Annotated in this window: 18 protein-coding genes; 4 read left to right on the top strand and 14 right to left on the bottom strand. The window is 40.3% G+C overall.

Annotated features, from left to right (window positions below; all coding sequences use genetic code 11):
* Positions 1–542: 542 nt before the first annotated feature.
* The 3 genes from ACIQXN_RS13675 to ACIQXN_RS13665 all read right to left on the bottom strand — a co-directional run bounded on the left by ACIQXN_RS13675 (position 543) and on the right by ACIQXN_RS13665 (position 2526).
* Positions 543–1556 (bottom strand): LLM class flavin-dependent oxidoreductase, encoded by a 1014-nt coding sequence (locus ACIQXN_RS13675; RefSeq protein ID WP_402967266.1) that lies wholly within the window; start codon positions 1554–1556, stop codon positions 543–545.
* A gap of 100 nt (positions 1557–1656) precedes the next feature.
* Entirely contained in the window at positions 1657–1959 is a 303-nt protein-coding gene (locus tag ACIQXN_RS13670) for an ArsR/SmtB family transcription factor (RefSeq protein WP_402967263.1), read from the bottom strand.
* 30 nt (positions 1960–1989) lie between these two features.
* Complete coding sequence (locus ACIQXN_RS13665) at positions 1990–2526, bottom strand: GrpB family protein (RefSeq protein ID WP_402967260.1); 537 nt, start codon at positions 2524–2526, stop codon at positions 1990–1992.
* Between the two features lie 235 nt (positions 2527–2761).
* On the opposite strand from ACIQXN_RS13665, the gene ACIQXN_RS13660 reads away from it, so the two are divergent.
* Positions 2762–3463 (top strand): hypothetical protein, encoded by a 702-nt coding sequence (locus ACIQXN_RS13660; protein WP_402967257.1) that lies wholly within the window; start codon positions 2762–2764, stop codon positions 3461–3463.
* A gap of 152 nt (positions 3464–3615) precedes the next feature.
* On the top strand, positions 3616–4728 hold the full coding sequence (locus ACIQXN_RS13655) for an MBL fold metallo-hydrolase (protein ID WP_402967254.1): 1113 nt from the start codon (positions 3616–3618) through the stop codon (positions 4726–4728).
* A gap of 58 nt (positions 4729–4786) precedes the next feature.
* On the opposite strand, the gene ACIQXN_RS13650 is transcribed toward ACIQXN_RS13655, so the two are convergent.
* From ACIQXN_RS13650 to modA, 3 genes are all read right to left on the bottom strand, one after another.
* Positions 4787–5278 carry a hypothetical protein gene (locus ACIQXN_RS13650; RefSeq protein WP_402967251.1) on the bottom strand — a complete coding sequence of 164 codons (492 nt, stop codon included), beginning with the start codon at positions 5276–5278 and terminating at the stop codon, positions 4787–4789.
* Positions 5275–5583, bottom strand: a complete 309-nt coding sequence (locus ACIQXN_RS13645; protein WP_402967248.1) for a hypothetical protein — start codon at positions 5581–5583, stop codon at positions 5275–5277. Before ACIQXN_RS13645 ends, ACIQXN_RS13650 begins: the two co-directional genes overlap by 4 nt.
* Before the next feature lie 335 nt (positions 5584–5918).
* Positions 5919–6716 carry a molybdate ABC transporter substrate-binding protein gene (modA, locus tag ACIQXN_RS13640; RefSeq protein ID WP_402967591.1) on the bottom strand — a complete coding sequence of 266 codons (798 nt, stop codon included), beginning with the start codon at positions 6714–6716 and terminating at the stop codon, positions 5919–5921.
* A gap of 152 nt (positions 6717–6868) precedes the next feature.
* Here modA and ACIQXN_RS13635 point away from each other — a divergent pair, with 152 nt between their 5' ends.
* The gene (locus ACIQXN_RS13635; RefSeq protein WP_402967245.1) at positions 6869–7792 is read left to right on the top strand and encodes a substrate-binding domain-containing protein; all 924 of its coding nucleotides are present in this window, start codon (positions 6869–6871) and stop codon (positions 7790–7792) included.
* 56 nt (positions 7793–7848) lie between these two features.
* On the opposite strand, the gene bioB is transcribed toward ACIQXN_RS13635, so the two are convergent.
* From bioB to ACIQXN_RS13605, 6 genes are all read right to left on the bottom strand, one after another.
* Positions 7849–8871 carry a biotin synthase BioB gene (gene bioB / locus ACIQXN_RS13630; protein WP_402967242.1) on the bottom strand — a complete coding sequence of 341 codons (1023 nt, stop codon included), beginning with the start codon at positions 8869–8871 and terminating at the stop codon, positions 7849–7851.
* 198 nt (positions 8872–9069) lie between these two features.
* Entirely contained in the window at positions 9070–9420 is a 351-nt protein-coding gene (locus ACIQXN_RS13625; protein WP_402967239.1) for a MaoC/PaaZ C-terminal domain-containing protein, read from the bottom strand.
* Positions 9407–9814 (bottom strand): FAS1-like dehydratase domain-containing protein, encoded by a 408-nt coding sequence (locus ACIQXN_RS13620; RefSeq protein WP_402967236.1) that lies wholly within the window; start codon positions 9812–9814, stop codon positions 9407–9409. The genes ACIQXN_RS13625 and ACIQXN_RS13620 overlap by 14 nt, the downstream gene beginning before the upstream one ends.
* Entirely contained in the window at positions 9811–10908 is a 1098-nt protein-coding gene (locus ACIQXN_RS13615) for an acetyl-CoA C-acyltransferase (RefSeq protein WP_402967233.1), read from the bottom strand. Before ACIQXN_RS13615 ends, ACIQXN_RS13620 begins: the two co-directional genes overlap by 4 nt.
* Positions 10905–12371, bottom strand: coding sequence for an AMP-binding protein (locus ACIQXN_RS13610; protein WP_402967230.1), 1467 nt, complete (start codon positions 12369–12371; stop codon positions 10905–10907). The genes ACIQXN_RS13615 and ACIQXN_RS13610 overlap by 4 nt, the downstream gene beginning before the upstream one ends.
* A gap of 21 nt (positions 12372–12392) precedes the next feature.
* Positions 12393–12941: a biotin transporter BioY gene (locus ACIQXN_RS13605; protein ID WP_402967589.1), complete on the bottom strand. Its 549-nt coding sequence runs from the start codon at positions 12939–12941 to the stop codon at positions 12393–12395.
* Positions 12942–13127: 186 nt separating this feature from the next.
* On the opposite strand from ACIQXN_RS13605, the gene ACIQXN_RS13600 reads away from it, so the two are divergent.
* Positions 13128–13601 carry a hypothetical protein gene (locus tag ACIQXN_RS13600; RefSeq protein WP_402967227.1) on the top strand — a complete coding sequence of 158 codons (474 nt, stop codon included), beginning with the start codon at positions 13128–13130 and terminating at the stop codon, positions 13599–13601.
* Positions 13602–15244: 1643 nt separating this feature from the next.
* Here the strand turns inward: ACIQXN_RS13600 and ACIQXN_RS13590 are convergent.
* Together ACIQXN_RS13590 and ACIQXN_RS13585 are read right to left on the bottom strand one after the other, a co-directional pair.
* Positions 15245–15589 (bottom strand): DoxX family protein, encoded by a 345-nt coding sequence (locus ACIQXN_RS13590; protein WP_402967224.1) that lies wholly within the window; start codon positions 15587–15589, stop codon positions 15245–15247.
* 14 nt (positions 15590–15603) lie between these two features.
* The gene (locus ACIQXN_RS13585) at positions 15604–16248 is read right to left on the bottom strand and encodes an NAD(P)-dependent oxidoreductase (RefSeq protein WP_402967222.1); all 645 of its coding nucleotides are present in this window, start codon (positions 16246–16248) and stop codon (positions 15604–15606) included.
* Positions 16249–16325: the final 77 nt, after the last annotated feature.

The raw sequence follows: 16325 nt of genomic DNA, 5'->3' as shown, positions 1-16325 counted from the left end.
TATTTCACACTTTCTTCCGGAAAGTGGTCTTTGTGGAGCGGACAGTTTCATTCTACGCTATTGCCTTTTTTACTTCATTTTACGTTCTGTATTAGTCATGGTTATGAAACAAAAGAAACACCTCAGATGAAATCATGCATTTTTATGCATATTCATTTTTGGTTTTTGTTCTTAATAACGACCATTATTTTAAAGTGTTCGTTATTTTTACTATATTAATATAGTAAAATGCCTTTTTTAGTAATAATTACGCATTTAGGGTGGTTTTCTTGGAATATAGGACTCGTAAACAGAGATTATGTCTCATTGTTCACGGGTTTTTTTGTGATTTGGCGAGGTTATATCCTTTCATGTGTACGGTATTTATAAGCGTTGACGCTCATCGTGGCTTTTATCGGTCGATTTCGGTGTTATATCGGTCTGTTTGCTGATTATATCGGTCTACTTCAATGTTTTATCGGTCAAACCCTGCCATATATCGGTCCAACTCCACCAACAGCACATAGAAACCCCCGGTCGCTACCGCAACCGGGGTGAATTCCTTATTTGTTTTTAATGATTTCTGACATGATCTCGTATGAGCGTACACGTGCTTCGTGATCGTAAATATGTGAGCAAACCATGATTTCATCCACTTGCGTTTCGTCCAGGAACGTTTGTAGTTCATGGCTGATTTTAGTGGCATCCCCTATGAAGGTATACTCCAGCATCTGATCCACGGCGGCTTTTTCGTATGGGTTCCAGTACGCATTCATGTTATCGACAGGCGGTTTCAACAGTTCCTGCCCTCCCCTGATCACGTTTAGGAAGAATAATTTCAGCGACGTTGCCAAGCTTTCGGCATCTTCATTCGTATCGGCCGCCACCACGTTCACGCATGCAATCGAATAGGGTTCTTTTAACTGTTCAGAAGGTTGGAAAGACTCCTTATAGAGCTCTAACGCCCGCTTCAGATATGATGGAGCGAAGTGGCTCGCGAATGCATAAGGCAAGCCCATCATGCCGGCAAGTCTGGCACTAAATAGACTCGATCCAAGTATCCATATAGGGACATTCGTGCCTTCCCCAGGAAACGCGCGAACGGAACCAGATTCGTTCGTGCTTAAGTAATTTTGCAATTCCACGATATTGGAAGGGAAGTCTTCCCCGGATCCGCCAACATTCCGTCTAAGAGCCCTTGCTGTTACGGGGTCCGTTCCCGGTGCACGTCCCAAGCCTAAATCGATTCTGCCCGGATAGAGCGATTCCAGCGTCCCGAATTGTTCCGCCACCACTAGTGGTACATGGTTCGGTAGCATAATACCCCCAGAACCGACTCGGATCTTGGATGTGCCTCCCGCAATATAGCCGATTAATAGCGAAGTGGCCGAACTTGCGACGCCAGGGCTATTATGGTGTTCCGCAAGCCAATACCGCTCGTAGCCAAATTCCTCTACTTTTCTAGCTAAATCGAGGCCATTGTGAAACGAATCCGCAGGTATTTTCCCTTGTAAAACTGTCACTAGATCCAAAACGGATAAAGATAGATCTTGAAGTTGTTTAGTATCATTTTTCATGGGTGTATGATCCTTTCTTCCAAACGATTTCATTTCCTCATATCTGAATATGTAGATATGTTATAGTAAAAAAATAGGCAGAGTTTCCGTGAACGTCTACCTATAACTCTTTCTTGATGAACTCCCCTAATTCCTGAATGACTTGTTCATTACGGCGGTAGTATGTCCATTTACCAATTCGTTTGGACTCCAACAGACCCGCCTTTTGCATCATATCGAGGTAACTGGAGATGACAGATTGTGCGAGACCCGATTTTTCCTGGATACTCCCTACACAGACTCCATCATTGAACTGTCCATCATGTTGTTGATGGATAAAGTTTTCTTCAGGATTTTTTAACCACTGTAAGATTAACTGTCTTTTTTCATTAGATAATGCTTTAAAAATGAGTAAATGATCCATGCATTCATTATATCTATTTAATTAGATATGTCAATTAGACGGTCCCGCCCACTTTTTTGCCCGTTTATCTATCTCTTTTATATACTTATTCTTTCCTTCTATGTATTCAGCCATCCCATTGGGAAATACCTTCGCTAATCTTTTCTTAAGCTGATTATACTTATGAGCTTCTTTTGGATGGGCAATCATATAATCCCTGAATAGGACATGCCGGGTAATCTCCTCATTGCCTTTTTGAAAAACATGAACATGATGGGTCCTCAAGTCCCCACCTTTCACGAAAAAACGTCGCCTGGCAATTCCATAGGCTCCCATGGCTTCATATCCGATGTTCTTCATATCTTCATTCCGCTCATCCACACGATCTAGCCGCTTTACTTCCACCAACATATCAATGACCGGCTTAGCGTGGATCGTAGGAATGGCCGTACTCCCAATATGGTAGATGTTCAAAACCTCATTCTTAAATATCCCTAATAGCTTTTCACATTCATCCTGAAACATTTGCGCCCACTCTTCTTGATGAGAAACAACCTCCACTTTCCTCATACCAATCACCTTCTTCATTCCATAATGTCTCTTCAGCTTTATTTCTACCATCACCTCTTTCAATATGAAATCACTTTCCCAAATAGCCCTACATTGTATATTCTTGACCGAATGGCAAAAAACCTTTCAATATCCAATATTAGGAATTACCCGAATGAAAGTCATTCATTTCATACAGTTGGTTTATTTTACCATACGTATGATATAGTTTAATAATCAAAGACAGAAAAATAGTCTTATAGGAGGAATAATCGTGGGGAAAGAAACATCCGAGAAAGCAAAATGGTGGCGTTTTTTCTTATTGTACTTCCCTTTTTGCACCCTCTGGTTCTTTATATTCTATTGGGTCAACAGGCAGGTTCATCATACGGAAGGAATCCTTTTTTACGGAACCCCCGCTAGTTGCTATTGGGTCTATTCCATAAGTGCCGCTCTCTATGGAATTGCCACTTTTGGAATCTATTTTTCCATTAAACAAGGGATTCACAAAAAGTCTTTTCTAGAATTCAAAAAACATGCTCTAACGATTTGGAGTTTAGTAAGGTTTCCCATTCTTTTATCACTGCCCTTTCTTTATTTAGGCGTGACACATGCACTCGTGATAAGTGATGAGAAGATTCAGTTTGCACCGTTTTGGAGTTTGAAAGAGAAAGAGTATTCCTGGGAAGAGGATGTACAAGGCGTTGTCATCGACTATTCCATCACTTCTAGCACAAAGACTCCTCACCAACGCCATTTTAACAATAAGTACATCCTCCATTTTAAAGATGGAAAGAAAATCGATATGTGGGAAGGAGTTTTGGAAGGAAATCTTCCTACAATCAAGAAAATCGATGCCATCATTCAAAAGAAGCAGATCCCTTTTACGGTTCGACAAGTGCCGTCGGAAGAAAACGTGGAGGAGTTCTTTAACACAAAAGACGGTGAATTCATCCGTGACCTTTATTCCAGGTAATACCTCTCAAAAACGGCTGGATCGTAATCGATTCAGCCGTTTTTATATAGGACCATTCAGTTAGCACATTCATTAGTTTGCTAGGTCGATAGAACGGGAAATATTATTTATAGACGTTCAACAAATACATTCTACTCGGGAGGGTCATATATATGAGGTGGAAACTATCGTTGTTTATCATCCTTGGATTCTTTGCCTGGCAGCTAGGAAGTACAGCTTCAACCGTTGAGGCAAAACCCATGGATAGCGATAAGAAGCAAATGATTGAAGCACGTGAAAAGTTCTTTGGCAAGGAGCATGTAAACCACAAGACCGGGGCGATCCGTAAAGATAAGGTCATCCTCTCCTGGTTTGGCGTTTCCAACTTCGCCGCAGCGATAAACGGGCATGTTGTCCTGCTGGATTCCTGGGTTCCACGGGGTACGTATACGGGATATGTCCCTACCTCTCCAGATGAGCTGGCCCAGCTGAAACCGGAAGCCATTTTCATCGGCCACGCTCATTTTGATCATGCGGCAGATGCTGCCGAGATCATTTCAAAGTCTGGTGCCAAGCTTGTCGGAACGCCTGAACATTGTGCCTATATAAAAGGACAGGTAGAAGAGGATGTGGATGTATCCTGTATACATGCCGTTCCTGAAGATGCGGAAATCGGTACGACTTCAAAGCTTTCCTTTTTAAAAGGTGTAGAGATCAAGGCAGTCAAACATGTTCACTCCGATCTGTTGCCGAATGACCTAAGTGATCCTAGCAAGCCGCTCCTGACCGTCACTGATTTAAGCTATGCCGTGGAGCACCCAGCTAAACCAAAGGAATTCAGAAAGCTCCTAAGTAGTGCGCTGACAGACGAAGAAGGCGGCTCATTGCTTTATCAGTTTAAGGTCGGCAAATTCAACCTTACCTGGAACGATTCAGCAGGACCAATAAAAGAAGAAGCCCCGGAACTGACAAACGTACTCGGTGCCCTTTCCAAACCGGATGTACAGGTCGGAGCCATCATGGGATTCAACCAGTTCACCAACGGGTTACGGGACCCAAGGATGTATATCGAGGCTCTTCAACCAAAAGTGTTCGTGCCCACCCATCACGATAATTGGGCACCACCGATCACGACAAAAGGAACCAATTATCAAGAAGCCCTCGAGACTGAACTCGAAAGGCTGCCAAAATCAAAACGGCCTAAACTACGCTTCATCTCGGATCCAGAAGATTATGTAAAACCGGAAAAATTGACGTTTTCGATTAACGATCGCAAGTGGAAATAAGGGTACAGGAAAGGGGCTTCCGATTAAGGAAGTCCCTTCTTTACTTCGTGAACGATCGTCACTTATAATCACGTGACCAATTGATTAAAGGATCATGAACACTCGGTTCATAATAAGTTCCTGTGTACTCCTTCTCTTTCCCCGTGATTCTATTGGTTCGCGTCACCGTATATTCTCCTTTATCATAATGCTTCGTGCGATAAAATACTCGAATCTTAAACCCTTCGTCCGGTCCGGTCAGTGTACTTCTCCCTCCGTACTCCTGAGGCTCACTTAAGCTTTCGGCCACGACGCTTTCAATATGGCGAGGTGCACCTTCGATCTTTATATCCGTATGATACACATCTTTTACTTTCTTCACTTCCCCCAAAGGCACGGATGCCACTTCAACCGTTTCGTCCGATTTTTCCGTAAAGGACTTGGTGACGTTATATGTATATAGAACATTTAGGGGACTGTTCTTCACTTTATTCACTAATCCTGGCGTCACATATATCGTAATGCCGATGACTGCAAGCAGCGTCAGCACGATGCCCATTTTTCTTTTCATAGTTTCACCTTCTGCATACTCCATGATTTTTTAAAATAGGTCCCTAATAAAATGATAAGGAACAGATAACAGCTTATATTGCTCTGATTATCCGTAAGGAACGTTTGCGGGATAATATTCAAGACATAGGCCGATAAAAATCCTGCGTACGCGACGCAGCGTACATAGTGAACATATCGCACTCTTTTTTGTAACGGTTCGTTCTTTTTCCTCATGCGAAGTACTTGTTGAATTTGTAGAGCAAATCCAAATGTGAATCCGATAATTAAAATTCCGACGATAAGATAACCTATACTATCATCCATTATGCTCCTCCTTTACGTGCGCTCCTTGTCGAAGTTATTTTTCAAAAAACGAGTCACGCATGTGTACGATGTCACGTAAATCAACGATTTAATTAGATTATCGATCCAATGAGCTTCATGCTCTGCTCTATATTCTAAAAAAATAGTGCTAGAAAAGATGATGATGAAAAATAGGATGAACCTCACATAAGCATTTTCTCTAATAAACGCCATTCAATTTCCCTCTATTCCGACTAGCTACTTCCATCAGTATACATGATACACCCTTGTAAAAGTTCCTTAAATAGGAATTATAAGGAAAAATAAAAAGACTGCCAAATCGGCAGCCCCTTTCATTATTTCAAATCGGTAAATCCGTACTTTTTAAAAATCTTCATTGCTTCTTCTGTTTGGAGATAGTCATAAAATAACTGTGCTTCTTTTGGGTGTGAACTATCTTTGATCACACCTGCTGGATAGATAATTGGGTCGTGTAAATCATCCCCTGCGGTTGTCACAATATCCACTTTCGATGAAGTCAACGCATCCGTCTTATACACCATGCCTGCATCCACGTTCTCCGTTTCCACATATGTAAGTACTTGGCGAACATCTTTGGCATAGATTACGTTCTCTTCTACCTCTTTCCAAAGGCCACTGTTCTCCAACGTTTGTAACGCATACTGACCTGCCGGAACGGATTCAGGCGTGCCAATTGAAATCTTTTTAGCTTTCGTGATGTCATCCAACGTGTTGATTTTTTTATCCGATTCCTTTGAAACAACCAACACAAGGTCATTACCGACTAGATCCGTTCCTTGTTTTTCATCGATAAGGCCCTCATCGACTAATGTATCGAATTTATCTTCTGCCGCTGAGAAAAATAAATCGACAGGTGCTCCTTTGGAAATTTGTTGTTGCAAGGCTCCTGAAGCTCCAAAATTAAAGTTCACGTTCACATCTGGTGTTTCTTTTTCGAAACTTGTTTTTATGTCGTTCAAGGCATCCTGCAAGCTTGCGGCTGCCGAAATCGTTAAATCGACTTTCTCCGTTGCTTCCTGTTTTTTCGTGTCTGCATTTTTTTCATCTGATGAACAACCTGCCCCGATTACAACGAGTAACATAATCGAGATAATAAGATATAATTTCTTCAACATTCTTCTTCCCTTCTTTCTAGTTATATTTAGTTATAACTAGTTATATGTAATTATAATAAGAAAATACTAAAAAAGAAATACTTAATATTTTCCTCTGTGAATTTACTTTCGTTCGACCACTACGATACAATAAAGTTGGAGGGATGCACATGTCAAAAGAGCTATCCTATACAATTGAAGAAGTATCACAGCTATTGAAGGTATCCAAGCTAACGATTTATGATCTTGTGAAAAAGGGTGAACTCCCTGTATTCAGGGTCGGCAGGCAGATGAGAATGGATGCAAAAGACTTGGACAACTATATTCAAGGCCATAAATCCACTTCCTCCCCTGCACCGATTATCGAAAAGCAACAAGTTCAATCGAAGGAATCCCATCACCTTGTCATAAGTGGACAAGACATGGTCCTAGATATCCTTGGTCAATACATAGAAAGAGATTCATCCTATAAAACATTACGTTCCAACACAGGCAGTCTGAACGGGCTGATCTCGATGTATAACGGAGAAGCGGATATCGCCAGCGTCCATATGTTTGATGGAGATACAGGGGAATATAACCTTCCTTATATTAAGAAAATTTTAGTCGGGTATCCTTATATGTTAATCAACCTCGTTTCAAGGAAAGCAGGCTTTTACGTCCAAAAGGGAAACCCGCTCCATCTCGCCAATTGGTCTGATCTGAATCAGGATATGACAATCATTAATCGGGAAAGAGGATCGGGCGCACGTATCCTGCTTGATGAGCAGCTTAGGATTCATCAGATTTCAGCCCGGCACCTAAAGGGCTATGAAAAGGAAGAGACCAATCATTTGAGCGTGGCTTCAGCTGTTTCAGCGGGGTTAGCGGATGTAGGGGTAGGAATTGAAAAGGCGGCGAAAATCGTCGGGGTGGATTTCGTTCCACTAATAACCGAACGGTATGATTTAGTGATACTGAAAACTCCTAAAAACGAGCAACTGCTACAGATCATGAAGGGAATTTTAACATCCACTTCCTTTCAGTCCGAAATCAATAGCTTGGGTGACTACGACACGTCCAAGACCGGTTCGGTCATTTGTGAAACATTTTAAAAGGGAAGGCCTCTGATTAGAAGCCTTCCCTTTTACCTATAGAGCATTCATTTCTTCTAAAGAGCACATTCTTCAATTTCAAAACCAAGGTCTTCGATGATGCCCCAATCCGCAGTTGGTTCTTGTCCAGCTGTTGTTAAATAATCCCCGACAAAGATGGAGTTTGCTGCATAAAGCGCCATAGGCTGCATGGAACGAAGGTTTACTTCACGACCGCCGGCAAGTCGGATTTCCTTAGATGGATTAACAAAGCGCATCATCGAAATTAACTTCAAGCATTTAGTCGGAGTCAATTCGGCGGTTCCCTCAAGAGGTGTCCCGTCAATCGCATTCAAAAAATTGCATGGAATAGAATCCGCATCAAGGTTACGTAGGGATAGCGCAATTTCTACCGCTTCTACGTCAGTCTCATTCATGCCAAAAATGGCGCCTGAGCACGGAGACATTCCAGCTTCTTTTACAGTTTCGACCGTATCTACACGATCCTCGTATGTATGCGTGGTGGTAATGTTTGTATAATTATCTGCAGAAGTATTAAGGTTATGATTGTACCGATGAACACCAGCTTCAGCTAGTTTGCTGGCATGGTTTTCATTTAAGAATCCAAGACAGCAGCATATTTTCAAATCCGTTGTCTCACGGATCTCTTTGACGGCTTCGATAACATGATCAATTTCCCTATTCGTTGGGCGCCGGCCAGAAGCAACAATACAGTATGTACCCGCTTTACGACGAATCGATTCTTGTGCACCTTCGACGATTTTCTCTTTAGTCAGCCAAGCATATTTATCGATAGGCGCTTCTGATACGATGGACTGTGAGCAATATCCGCAATCCTCAGGACACAACCCCGACTTCGTATTAATGATCATGTTCAGCTTCACCTTCTTTCCGTAGTAATGCTGACGAATTAGGAAAGCAGCACTCAAAATTTCCAAAACCTCGTTATCAGGCGCTTGAATAATGTCTAGAGCTTCTTCCTCTGTTACTTTATATCCTTTGATCACGTTCTCCGCTAGCATTTTCCAATCTTTCTTCACCGATATTTCCAAAACTAACCCCTCGTTTCTTATAGTCATTTAAATTAAGAGAATTTCGTTGAATCTATTGCCATAACTAATAAACATGGAAACTATAATCTCGAATCTCCCATTCACTAGTCGTTAGATATCATCCACGATAAATGTTAACCATATTTAAAATAAGTTAACATTTAAGATGCGATTACACGTTTCCCATCAATCGTGATGCTATTTAGCATTACCTCAATTAATCAATTAAAGTGTCCCCACTATAATCGTTCCTCTCACCACTGTTTTATTTTCAGCTGAACCCGTAAAGCGGATTTTATTTTCTTGTTGAAGAATATGAAGCGTAACTTGATCTCCTGCATAAACAGGATGTAAGAATGAAAGGCTGTACTTCCTTAGTATTGATTGTGGTTTCAGTAATTCGGTTGAAATAATGCCCCAGATTTTGGTCATAGTTAACATGCCATGAACGACTTTCTTTGAAAAGCCTTGTTGTTGTGCATATTTTGGATTGAAGTGTATGGGATTGAAGTCACCAGAAACGTTCGCATATTCTACGACATCATTTTCCGTTACTCGAAAGTTAACCGTTATCACTACCATTTCCCCCCATTAACTGAGATGTTCCTGTAAAACAAAGGGTCCCTTTCTCGTCATAGATTTGAAGGACTTGATCGACAAACGTATAGCCACGGTGCTGGGATTGATCTGTTAATGAAAGGATACAGTCATATGGCTGATCGATATACATGACTTGGTGGTACTCGCATCGCTGTTTCCTATGGATGATGGGATCCCCCAACATCCAAGGATTATCGTCGAAGAGCTTATAGGCAATCATAGGCATGGTAGGCGGTATTGGAATCGTTTTGTAGCCAAAGGATTTTGCTACCCTTTCAATCCGGTAAATGGAATCCATCATTCCTGCTAGTTGAATAAATTGCCGAACTTCTGCATCTTTAATTAGAAGAGTTTGATTCTCTATTCTCATTGTGCCACCTCAAATAACAAAGCTACCCCTATTCCACCTGCGCTACCGATCGCAGCCAAAACAAACTTCACATGCTTTCTTCGTTGAGTCTCATAGAACAATCTTGTAACCAAGATACTCCCGGATGCTCCATATGGATGTCCAATGGTTAGAGCTCCTCCATGCACATTCAGTTTCTCGTATGAAATCCCTAGTTCTTGTGCACATGCAACGATTTTAGAGGAAAAAGCTTCGTTTATTTCAATTAAATCAATATCATCAATTTCCAAATCATTTCTTTGTAATAATTCCCTGATAGCTTTAACGGGGGCAATACCTGGGTAAAAGGGATGGACACCTGAAACCTGGCTGTCTTTAAAGCGTAAAACAGGCTGCAATCCAAGCTCATTTGCCACATTTTCCTCCATAACCAAAACAGCACAGCCACCATCATGTATACCGCAGCTATTTGCAGCTGTAACGGTCCCCTTCTCCTTTATAAATGTAGGAGTCGCCCGTTTTAGCAATTTTTCCATTTTACGTTCCCGGAGCAATTCTTCATCTCTTGTAAACTGCCCAAATGGGAGAATCTCTTGTTCGTAGATTCCTTCATCATACGCCTTTCTGCTGCGTTGATAGCTTAATAGCGCATATTCATCTTGTCTCTCTCTATTGATTTGATATTTCTGGGCCACGTATTCTGCTGCAACTCCCATGTCCGGATCACCTATACGGACAGTGGAGAATTTTGCCCTACTTGGATAAGGAGATGTACTCGCACTTTCTACACCGCCGGCTATATAAAACTTCCCAGCCCCTGCTTGAACAAAATGACAAGCCAGTCGAATCGACTCTATTCCTGAACTGCATTGCCGATCAAGTGTCATGCCTGGCACCGAAAGAGGCAGACCTGCTTCTAAAACAGATAGGCGGGCGACGTTTCCTCCTGGACCTACAACATTACCGAGAATCACATCATCAATTTTATCCTCGATACCGTGGGCTAGATATTTCAGGAGAGGTGCTGCTAATTCATGCGGGTGAAGTGTTCGCAGAATCCCGTCCTTCTTTCCGATTGCCGTTCTTTTAGCTTCGACGATGACTGCATGTTTCATAGGCTAATGACCTTTTTTTCTATCATTTGTTTGATTTGCGCACGAGCAATTTTCCCACTTGCCGTGAGCGGCATATCCTCTATGAAAAACCACTTCCGTGGAACCTTATACGATGCCAGTTTTGTCTTACAAAATCTCTTAAGCTCCATTTTAGTAGCGTCCCCCTTTATAACGGCTGTTGTAACATGGCCCCAATATGGGTCGGATATTCCTACAACTGCGACCAACTCCACATATGGATGTGTGGATAGTACAGCCTCTATTTCCTCTGGAAAAATATTGATTCCACCATATAAAATCAGATTGTTTTCACGTCCAGAAATATATAAGTATCCTTCTTCATCTAGATAGCCCAAATCATGAACTGTCATCCAGCCATTTACATCTACAATAGACTCGATCTCTTGATGATTTGCATTCAAGTAGCCAATAAACGCCATCCTGCTTTTCACATAAATTTTCCCGATTTCAAAGGGTCTTGCTAATTCCTGGTTGGCCTTGCGTATCTGTATGTCTACATTAAAACAGGGTTTTCCCACAGATTCCGGCCTTTGTTTGTTTTGCTCGTCATTTAGTACGCTTACAAAGCTCAATTCACTCGATCCATATAATTCATACACGGAGAGGTTAAGGAACATTTCTTGCAAACGTCGTTTCGAGTCTTTCTCCCACTTAGCTCCAGATGAAATGATTTTCATGAACTCCCGGATGGTAGCTGTTTCTTTCAGCATCGCTTCGACCATCGTAGGCACCATATATATTACGGAAATCGGATATCTATGTATCCATGATAACGTCTGAGAAGGCATGAATTTTTCTAGTATGTATACGGTTCCCCCTAAAAATAATAAGCTGATCGCTCCATATAAAAAATGTGAATGGATGAGGGACCCAGGGATGATTACGTGATCATTCTCGTTCAGATCAAGCTCTGCACGGGTACAACGAAAGCTCTCAATCCAGGAATTATGTGAACGAACGAATGCCTTTGGCTCACCCGTGGACCCAGAGGTAAAGCCCATATAAAAGGGGGCATTCCCAAGTTCCTTTACACTTAGACTAATAGGACCCTGATTGATTTCCTCTAAACAATCTTCCCAAATCAAGGCGTTTGGATAGAGAACGTTGATTTTTGGATAGAAATCTTTTGTAGTGATCAACACAGAAGGCTCAGAGAGGGCAAGTCGTTTCTGTAATTCCACTTCCTTCCATTTCAAGTCCATTGGAACGGCCGTCCAACCGGCAGTTGAAGCTCCTACAAAGATTTGTAGAAATGATATTCCGTTTGGCATATAAATACCGACTTTTTTATTTCCTTGGCCTAGACAATCAAACCAGTTGGCAGTCTTACGAACCAACTCATACCATTCAAGATAATTAATTTTCTGGTCTGCAGTCCTAATCGCCCATTTAGTCGGGAAATGATTCGCATGCTCTGCATAAGGTGAAGTAATACCATTCATCTGAATTCTCCTTTCAATACGCTAAGACGCTTTAACCGCTTTCGACAAATTTCGATTAAATACTGGATACTTTCGAAGCTTAAAAATTAATAACGATGCTAAAATAGCTTTCAAAACATCCCCAGGGATATAAATCAGACTTACCTTTATCGTTTCTAGAAGCGGCAGACTCAGGACGAATGCTTGAACAGGTATCCCGAATAGGTAATTAATGAAGATTCCAAATGTAAGATTCGTAAGTAAAATATGTTTAAATTCTAATCTACGAAAACGTGATAACACATATCCTACACAAAAAGCCGTACAAACATATCCAACCAAAAAACCTGCACTTGGTCCTACAAAAACACCGATTCCACCACGCCCCCCTGATAATACCGGCATACCTGCTGCTACAATGAACAAGAATACAATAAGGCTCTGCGCTCCAAGCCTTGCCCCCAGAATTCCCCCAGCAAGCAAGACTCCCAACGTTTGAAGAGTGATAGGGACAGGAGTAAAAGTTAACATGATTGGTGGAATCAGCCCCAATACCCCCATCACAGCCGCAAATAAAGCGATGTACGTCATTTCCTTAATTTTTACGAGAACCACTCCTAACAATTGATAAACCTAAAACGATACTATAACTTTATAATCACCTGAATATATATGTCAACTAAAAATAAAATGAGTTAACATATAATTTACTAGAATTCCCACCTCAGAATGGTTAAAAACACGAAAAGCATTAGCCCCATGAATTTCGGAGATCACGTGAAAATCATAGCTAGAAACCTTGCAGAATTTATAGATGTCGTCCTCACCTTGAAAGATGCATCGATGATCGAGAACCTACTAAATTATTCAAAAAAGAAGGACTATGATAAGTTTTTAAAGTGGGTGGCCAAAGAAGCAGAGGCGGACCCTGAGCACTCTGAGCAAAGTACCTATGTCTGTAGCAGGATTCAACAGGAACTTAACCGAAAACCCATTGATGATCTATATGAATATGTCGAAGTGATAGTACCTGAGCAAAGAAAAAAAATGGCCCCCATCCCTACTTTTGATACCTTAGGGGTCGTAAGTACTCATGCAGTTGCCACTCATGAGACGTTTTCCATGAATCGTGATTCAACAATCAATCTAAAAGACTTGGAGCATTTTTCAAGAGAAATGACGAGGCAACCAAATTGGCGACTATTCGAAACTTGCAATTTTTCTACCTCATACAGGACGATGATGAATTGAAGGAATATGTGAAAGCAGAAATGCAGAAGATGGGTTTGACGGACGAAGTGTATAGGATGGAATAGCAAATGGTACTATAATAACAAATCTATTAAGAAAAAATTAAAAGGACAGAGTCCGATACAATATCGAACTCTGTCCCAACAGACTGCCTAGCGAAATAACCATGTCTAAATTTTAGGGGTCACTTCAATTGTTGGAATTTTCTTTCTTTAAGTTAACATAATCTAATCTTGGAAACTGGCCTTGTGCCGCCTTTTTAACGTGAATAAAGAAAAATAATTGGATATTCATGTTAAAGTATATAAGATTATTACTGGAGGTGAATGATAATAGAAACTATAATGACCATCTTAATTGGGGTTTTTATTATGTTTATAGGTTTTTTAGTACTCAAGAAAAAAGCCCTCTTCTTAGTGAATCTCATTTTGTGGAATGGAGTTTCAGGTGACGAAAACTTATTATCTCGAATTTTTGGTACGCTCTTATTAGTGGCTGGATTTATAGTTATCCTATTGCCCCTTTTAATACCCTAATTCAACAAACAAGACCTTTAATATAGTCATTATCTGTGTTCACAAAGTTTATTATTATAGTTTAGCTTCTAACCAATTTTTAAAATGCTGTCGTTCATCCTTATCTCTAAGCATTTTCCTAACTTTTTTCTCGATGAAATATAATCCTTAAGCTCTCTATCTCCTTCTATCCCCTTGTTGATTGCTAGCTTATTCACCAACAATTTTTGATACCAATATTTTTCTTGTATTAAATTTAAATTGAAGGCAAACTTTCTTTCTTTTGAAAGGAAGATGTACTGAAGTTCTAAATTAAGCTAACGGGGGCGTTTGCACCCTAAGAAGACCGCCAATTGGCGGTCTTCTAAATGTATGATTTTCAGTATAATCATAAATTCAAATTGAAGAAAAAAGATTACTTATATACAACAGATCAATAATATGAAATTCTTTGATTACCAGTATATCTGACAATATGAGGATAGAACTTTTTTTAGAAGAGGAGTGAATAAATGAAAACAAACGATGAAGCATTATGGGAAATTATCAAAGATATTAATATTTATATTAGATAATTCAGGCGGCACTTCCCACCCTCTTTTATCACCAGGCACATGAATATCTAAGTCTTGAGCATCCTAACTCTTTCCTGTAATAACTTCTAAACCAACGGAACCCACTAACAATGGAATAATTTCAATATCGTTTAGTTTTTTTGCAATTTCAATAAACTCATCATACTTGTGATTATCCATTTGCCTCTCCACTTTCTTCTTTATTTCACTATAACTATGTTCAAAAATTGCCCCTTTAGTTCCGATAAAGCCTTAAAAGCCAACACTGAACTTCATCTAATTATTATCTATTCGTCTCAGTAGTAATAATCCCTTTTTGTAACGTGTTTTTTATAAAACTATTCTGCTCCTTTGTACATTAAGGGTAGTTTCTCCCTTGAATATGAACGTATGATTATATTAAGCCTCGTACATTCAAAAAGTCTGCCAAGTGGCAGCCCTTTTCTTTTTTAGTTAATATAAGATCTGATGTAGGAAGCTGGTCTTATGCAGTCTAATGGCAGAGATCTATCATTGTGATTTATTAAGAAGTGTTGACACGATGTACACTTACTTAAACTAAGATTAGTAGTAAAATAAGTGCTAAAACACCTAATACTAAAATCGTTACTGTTGCTTTCATTGAATCCTTCACACGAACGTGTGTAATGACACCGCCAATTCCTACTGCTACTAAAATCGCTGCACCAATAATGGCAGCTGTATTGTTCCAGAAACCAATAATAAGAAGAATTGCAGCCCCTAATTCAACAATTCCAGTGACAACACGGAACCATTGTGGCAGTTGCCATTGTTTAAACGCTTCAATATGCATTTTCGAACCAAACGTCTTTCCCATACCTGCACCTATCATCATTAAGGCTAAAAGTCCTTGTAAAATCCACGTTAAAATTGGCATATTCATTTCCTCCTTTATTTGTTATAAACAATCGGCATTTTGCCAATCCATTCATCTTTTCGTAATGCTTCAACCATGCAAATTGCTACGTTTTTACGTGAGATTGACATTTTCCCAGCTGTATCCCCAAGTGTGAACGTATATCCTTTACCATCATTTTTAATATTTGGATTAATGATTCGTACAACCGTCCAATCCACTTTGCTCTTTTGAATGAGCTGTTCAATCGCCTTCATTTCTGCATAACCAGTTGGGTAAAGAATTTTCGCCATGATATTAGGCATCACTGTAACCACTTGTTTTATGTCATCTGCTGATTTTATTGTTGGCGTAGCAAGAGTAATCAAACGTTTAACACCTTGTTCTTCCATTACACGTAAAATCATGTCATGAGCCTTTGTAATCGGTAACGCAAAAACTTTTCGACTCATTGATAAACTCGGACCTAGTGTACTGACAACAGCATCTTGCCCAGCGATTATATGTGTCATCTGTTCATGATTGTTATAATCTACAACGATTGTTTCTAAGTTCGGATGTGTCATATCTAATGCACCTTCACGACGGACGATGGCTTTCACAATATCGCCATTTTGCAGAGCGAATGTGATGAAATGGCGTCCAATTTGACCATTTGCTCCAAAGACTGTAATATTCAAGTCACTCACCTCCAACATATTTTGTATATCCAACACTTGTTGTATAAATAGTATAGAATGAAAAGTAGAATTCGACC

The sequence above is a fragment of the Peribacillus sp. NPDC097295 genome (genome assembly GCF_044761665.1).
GTDB lineage: Bacteria > Bacillota > Bacilli > Bacillales > DSM-1321 > Peribacillus.
The sequence above is the reverse complement of the archived record's forward strand: the minus strand, read 5'-3'. Positions and strand labels throughout refer to the sequence as shown.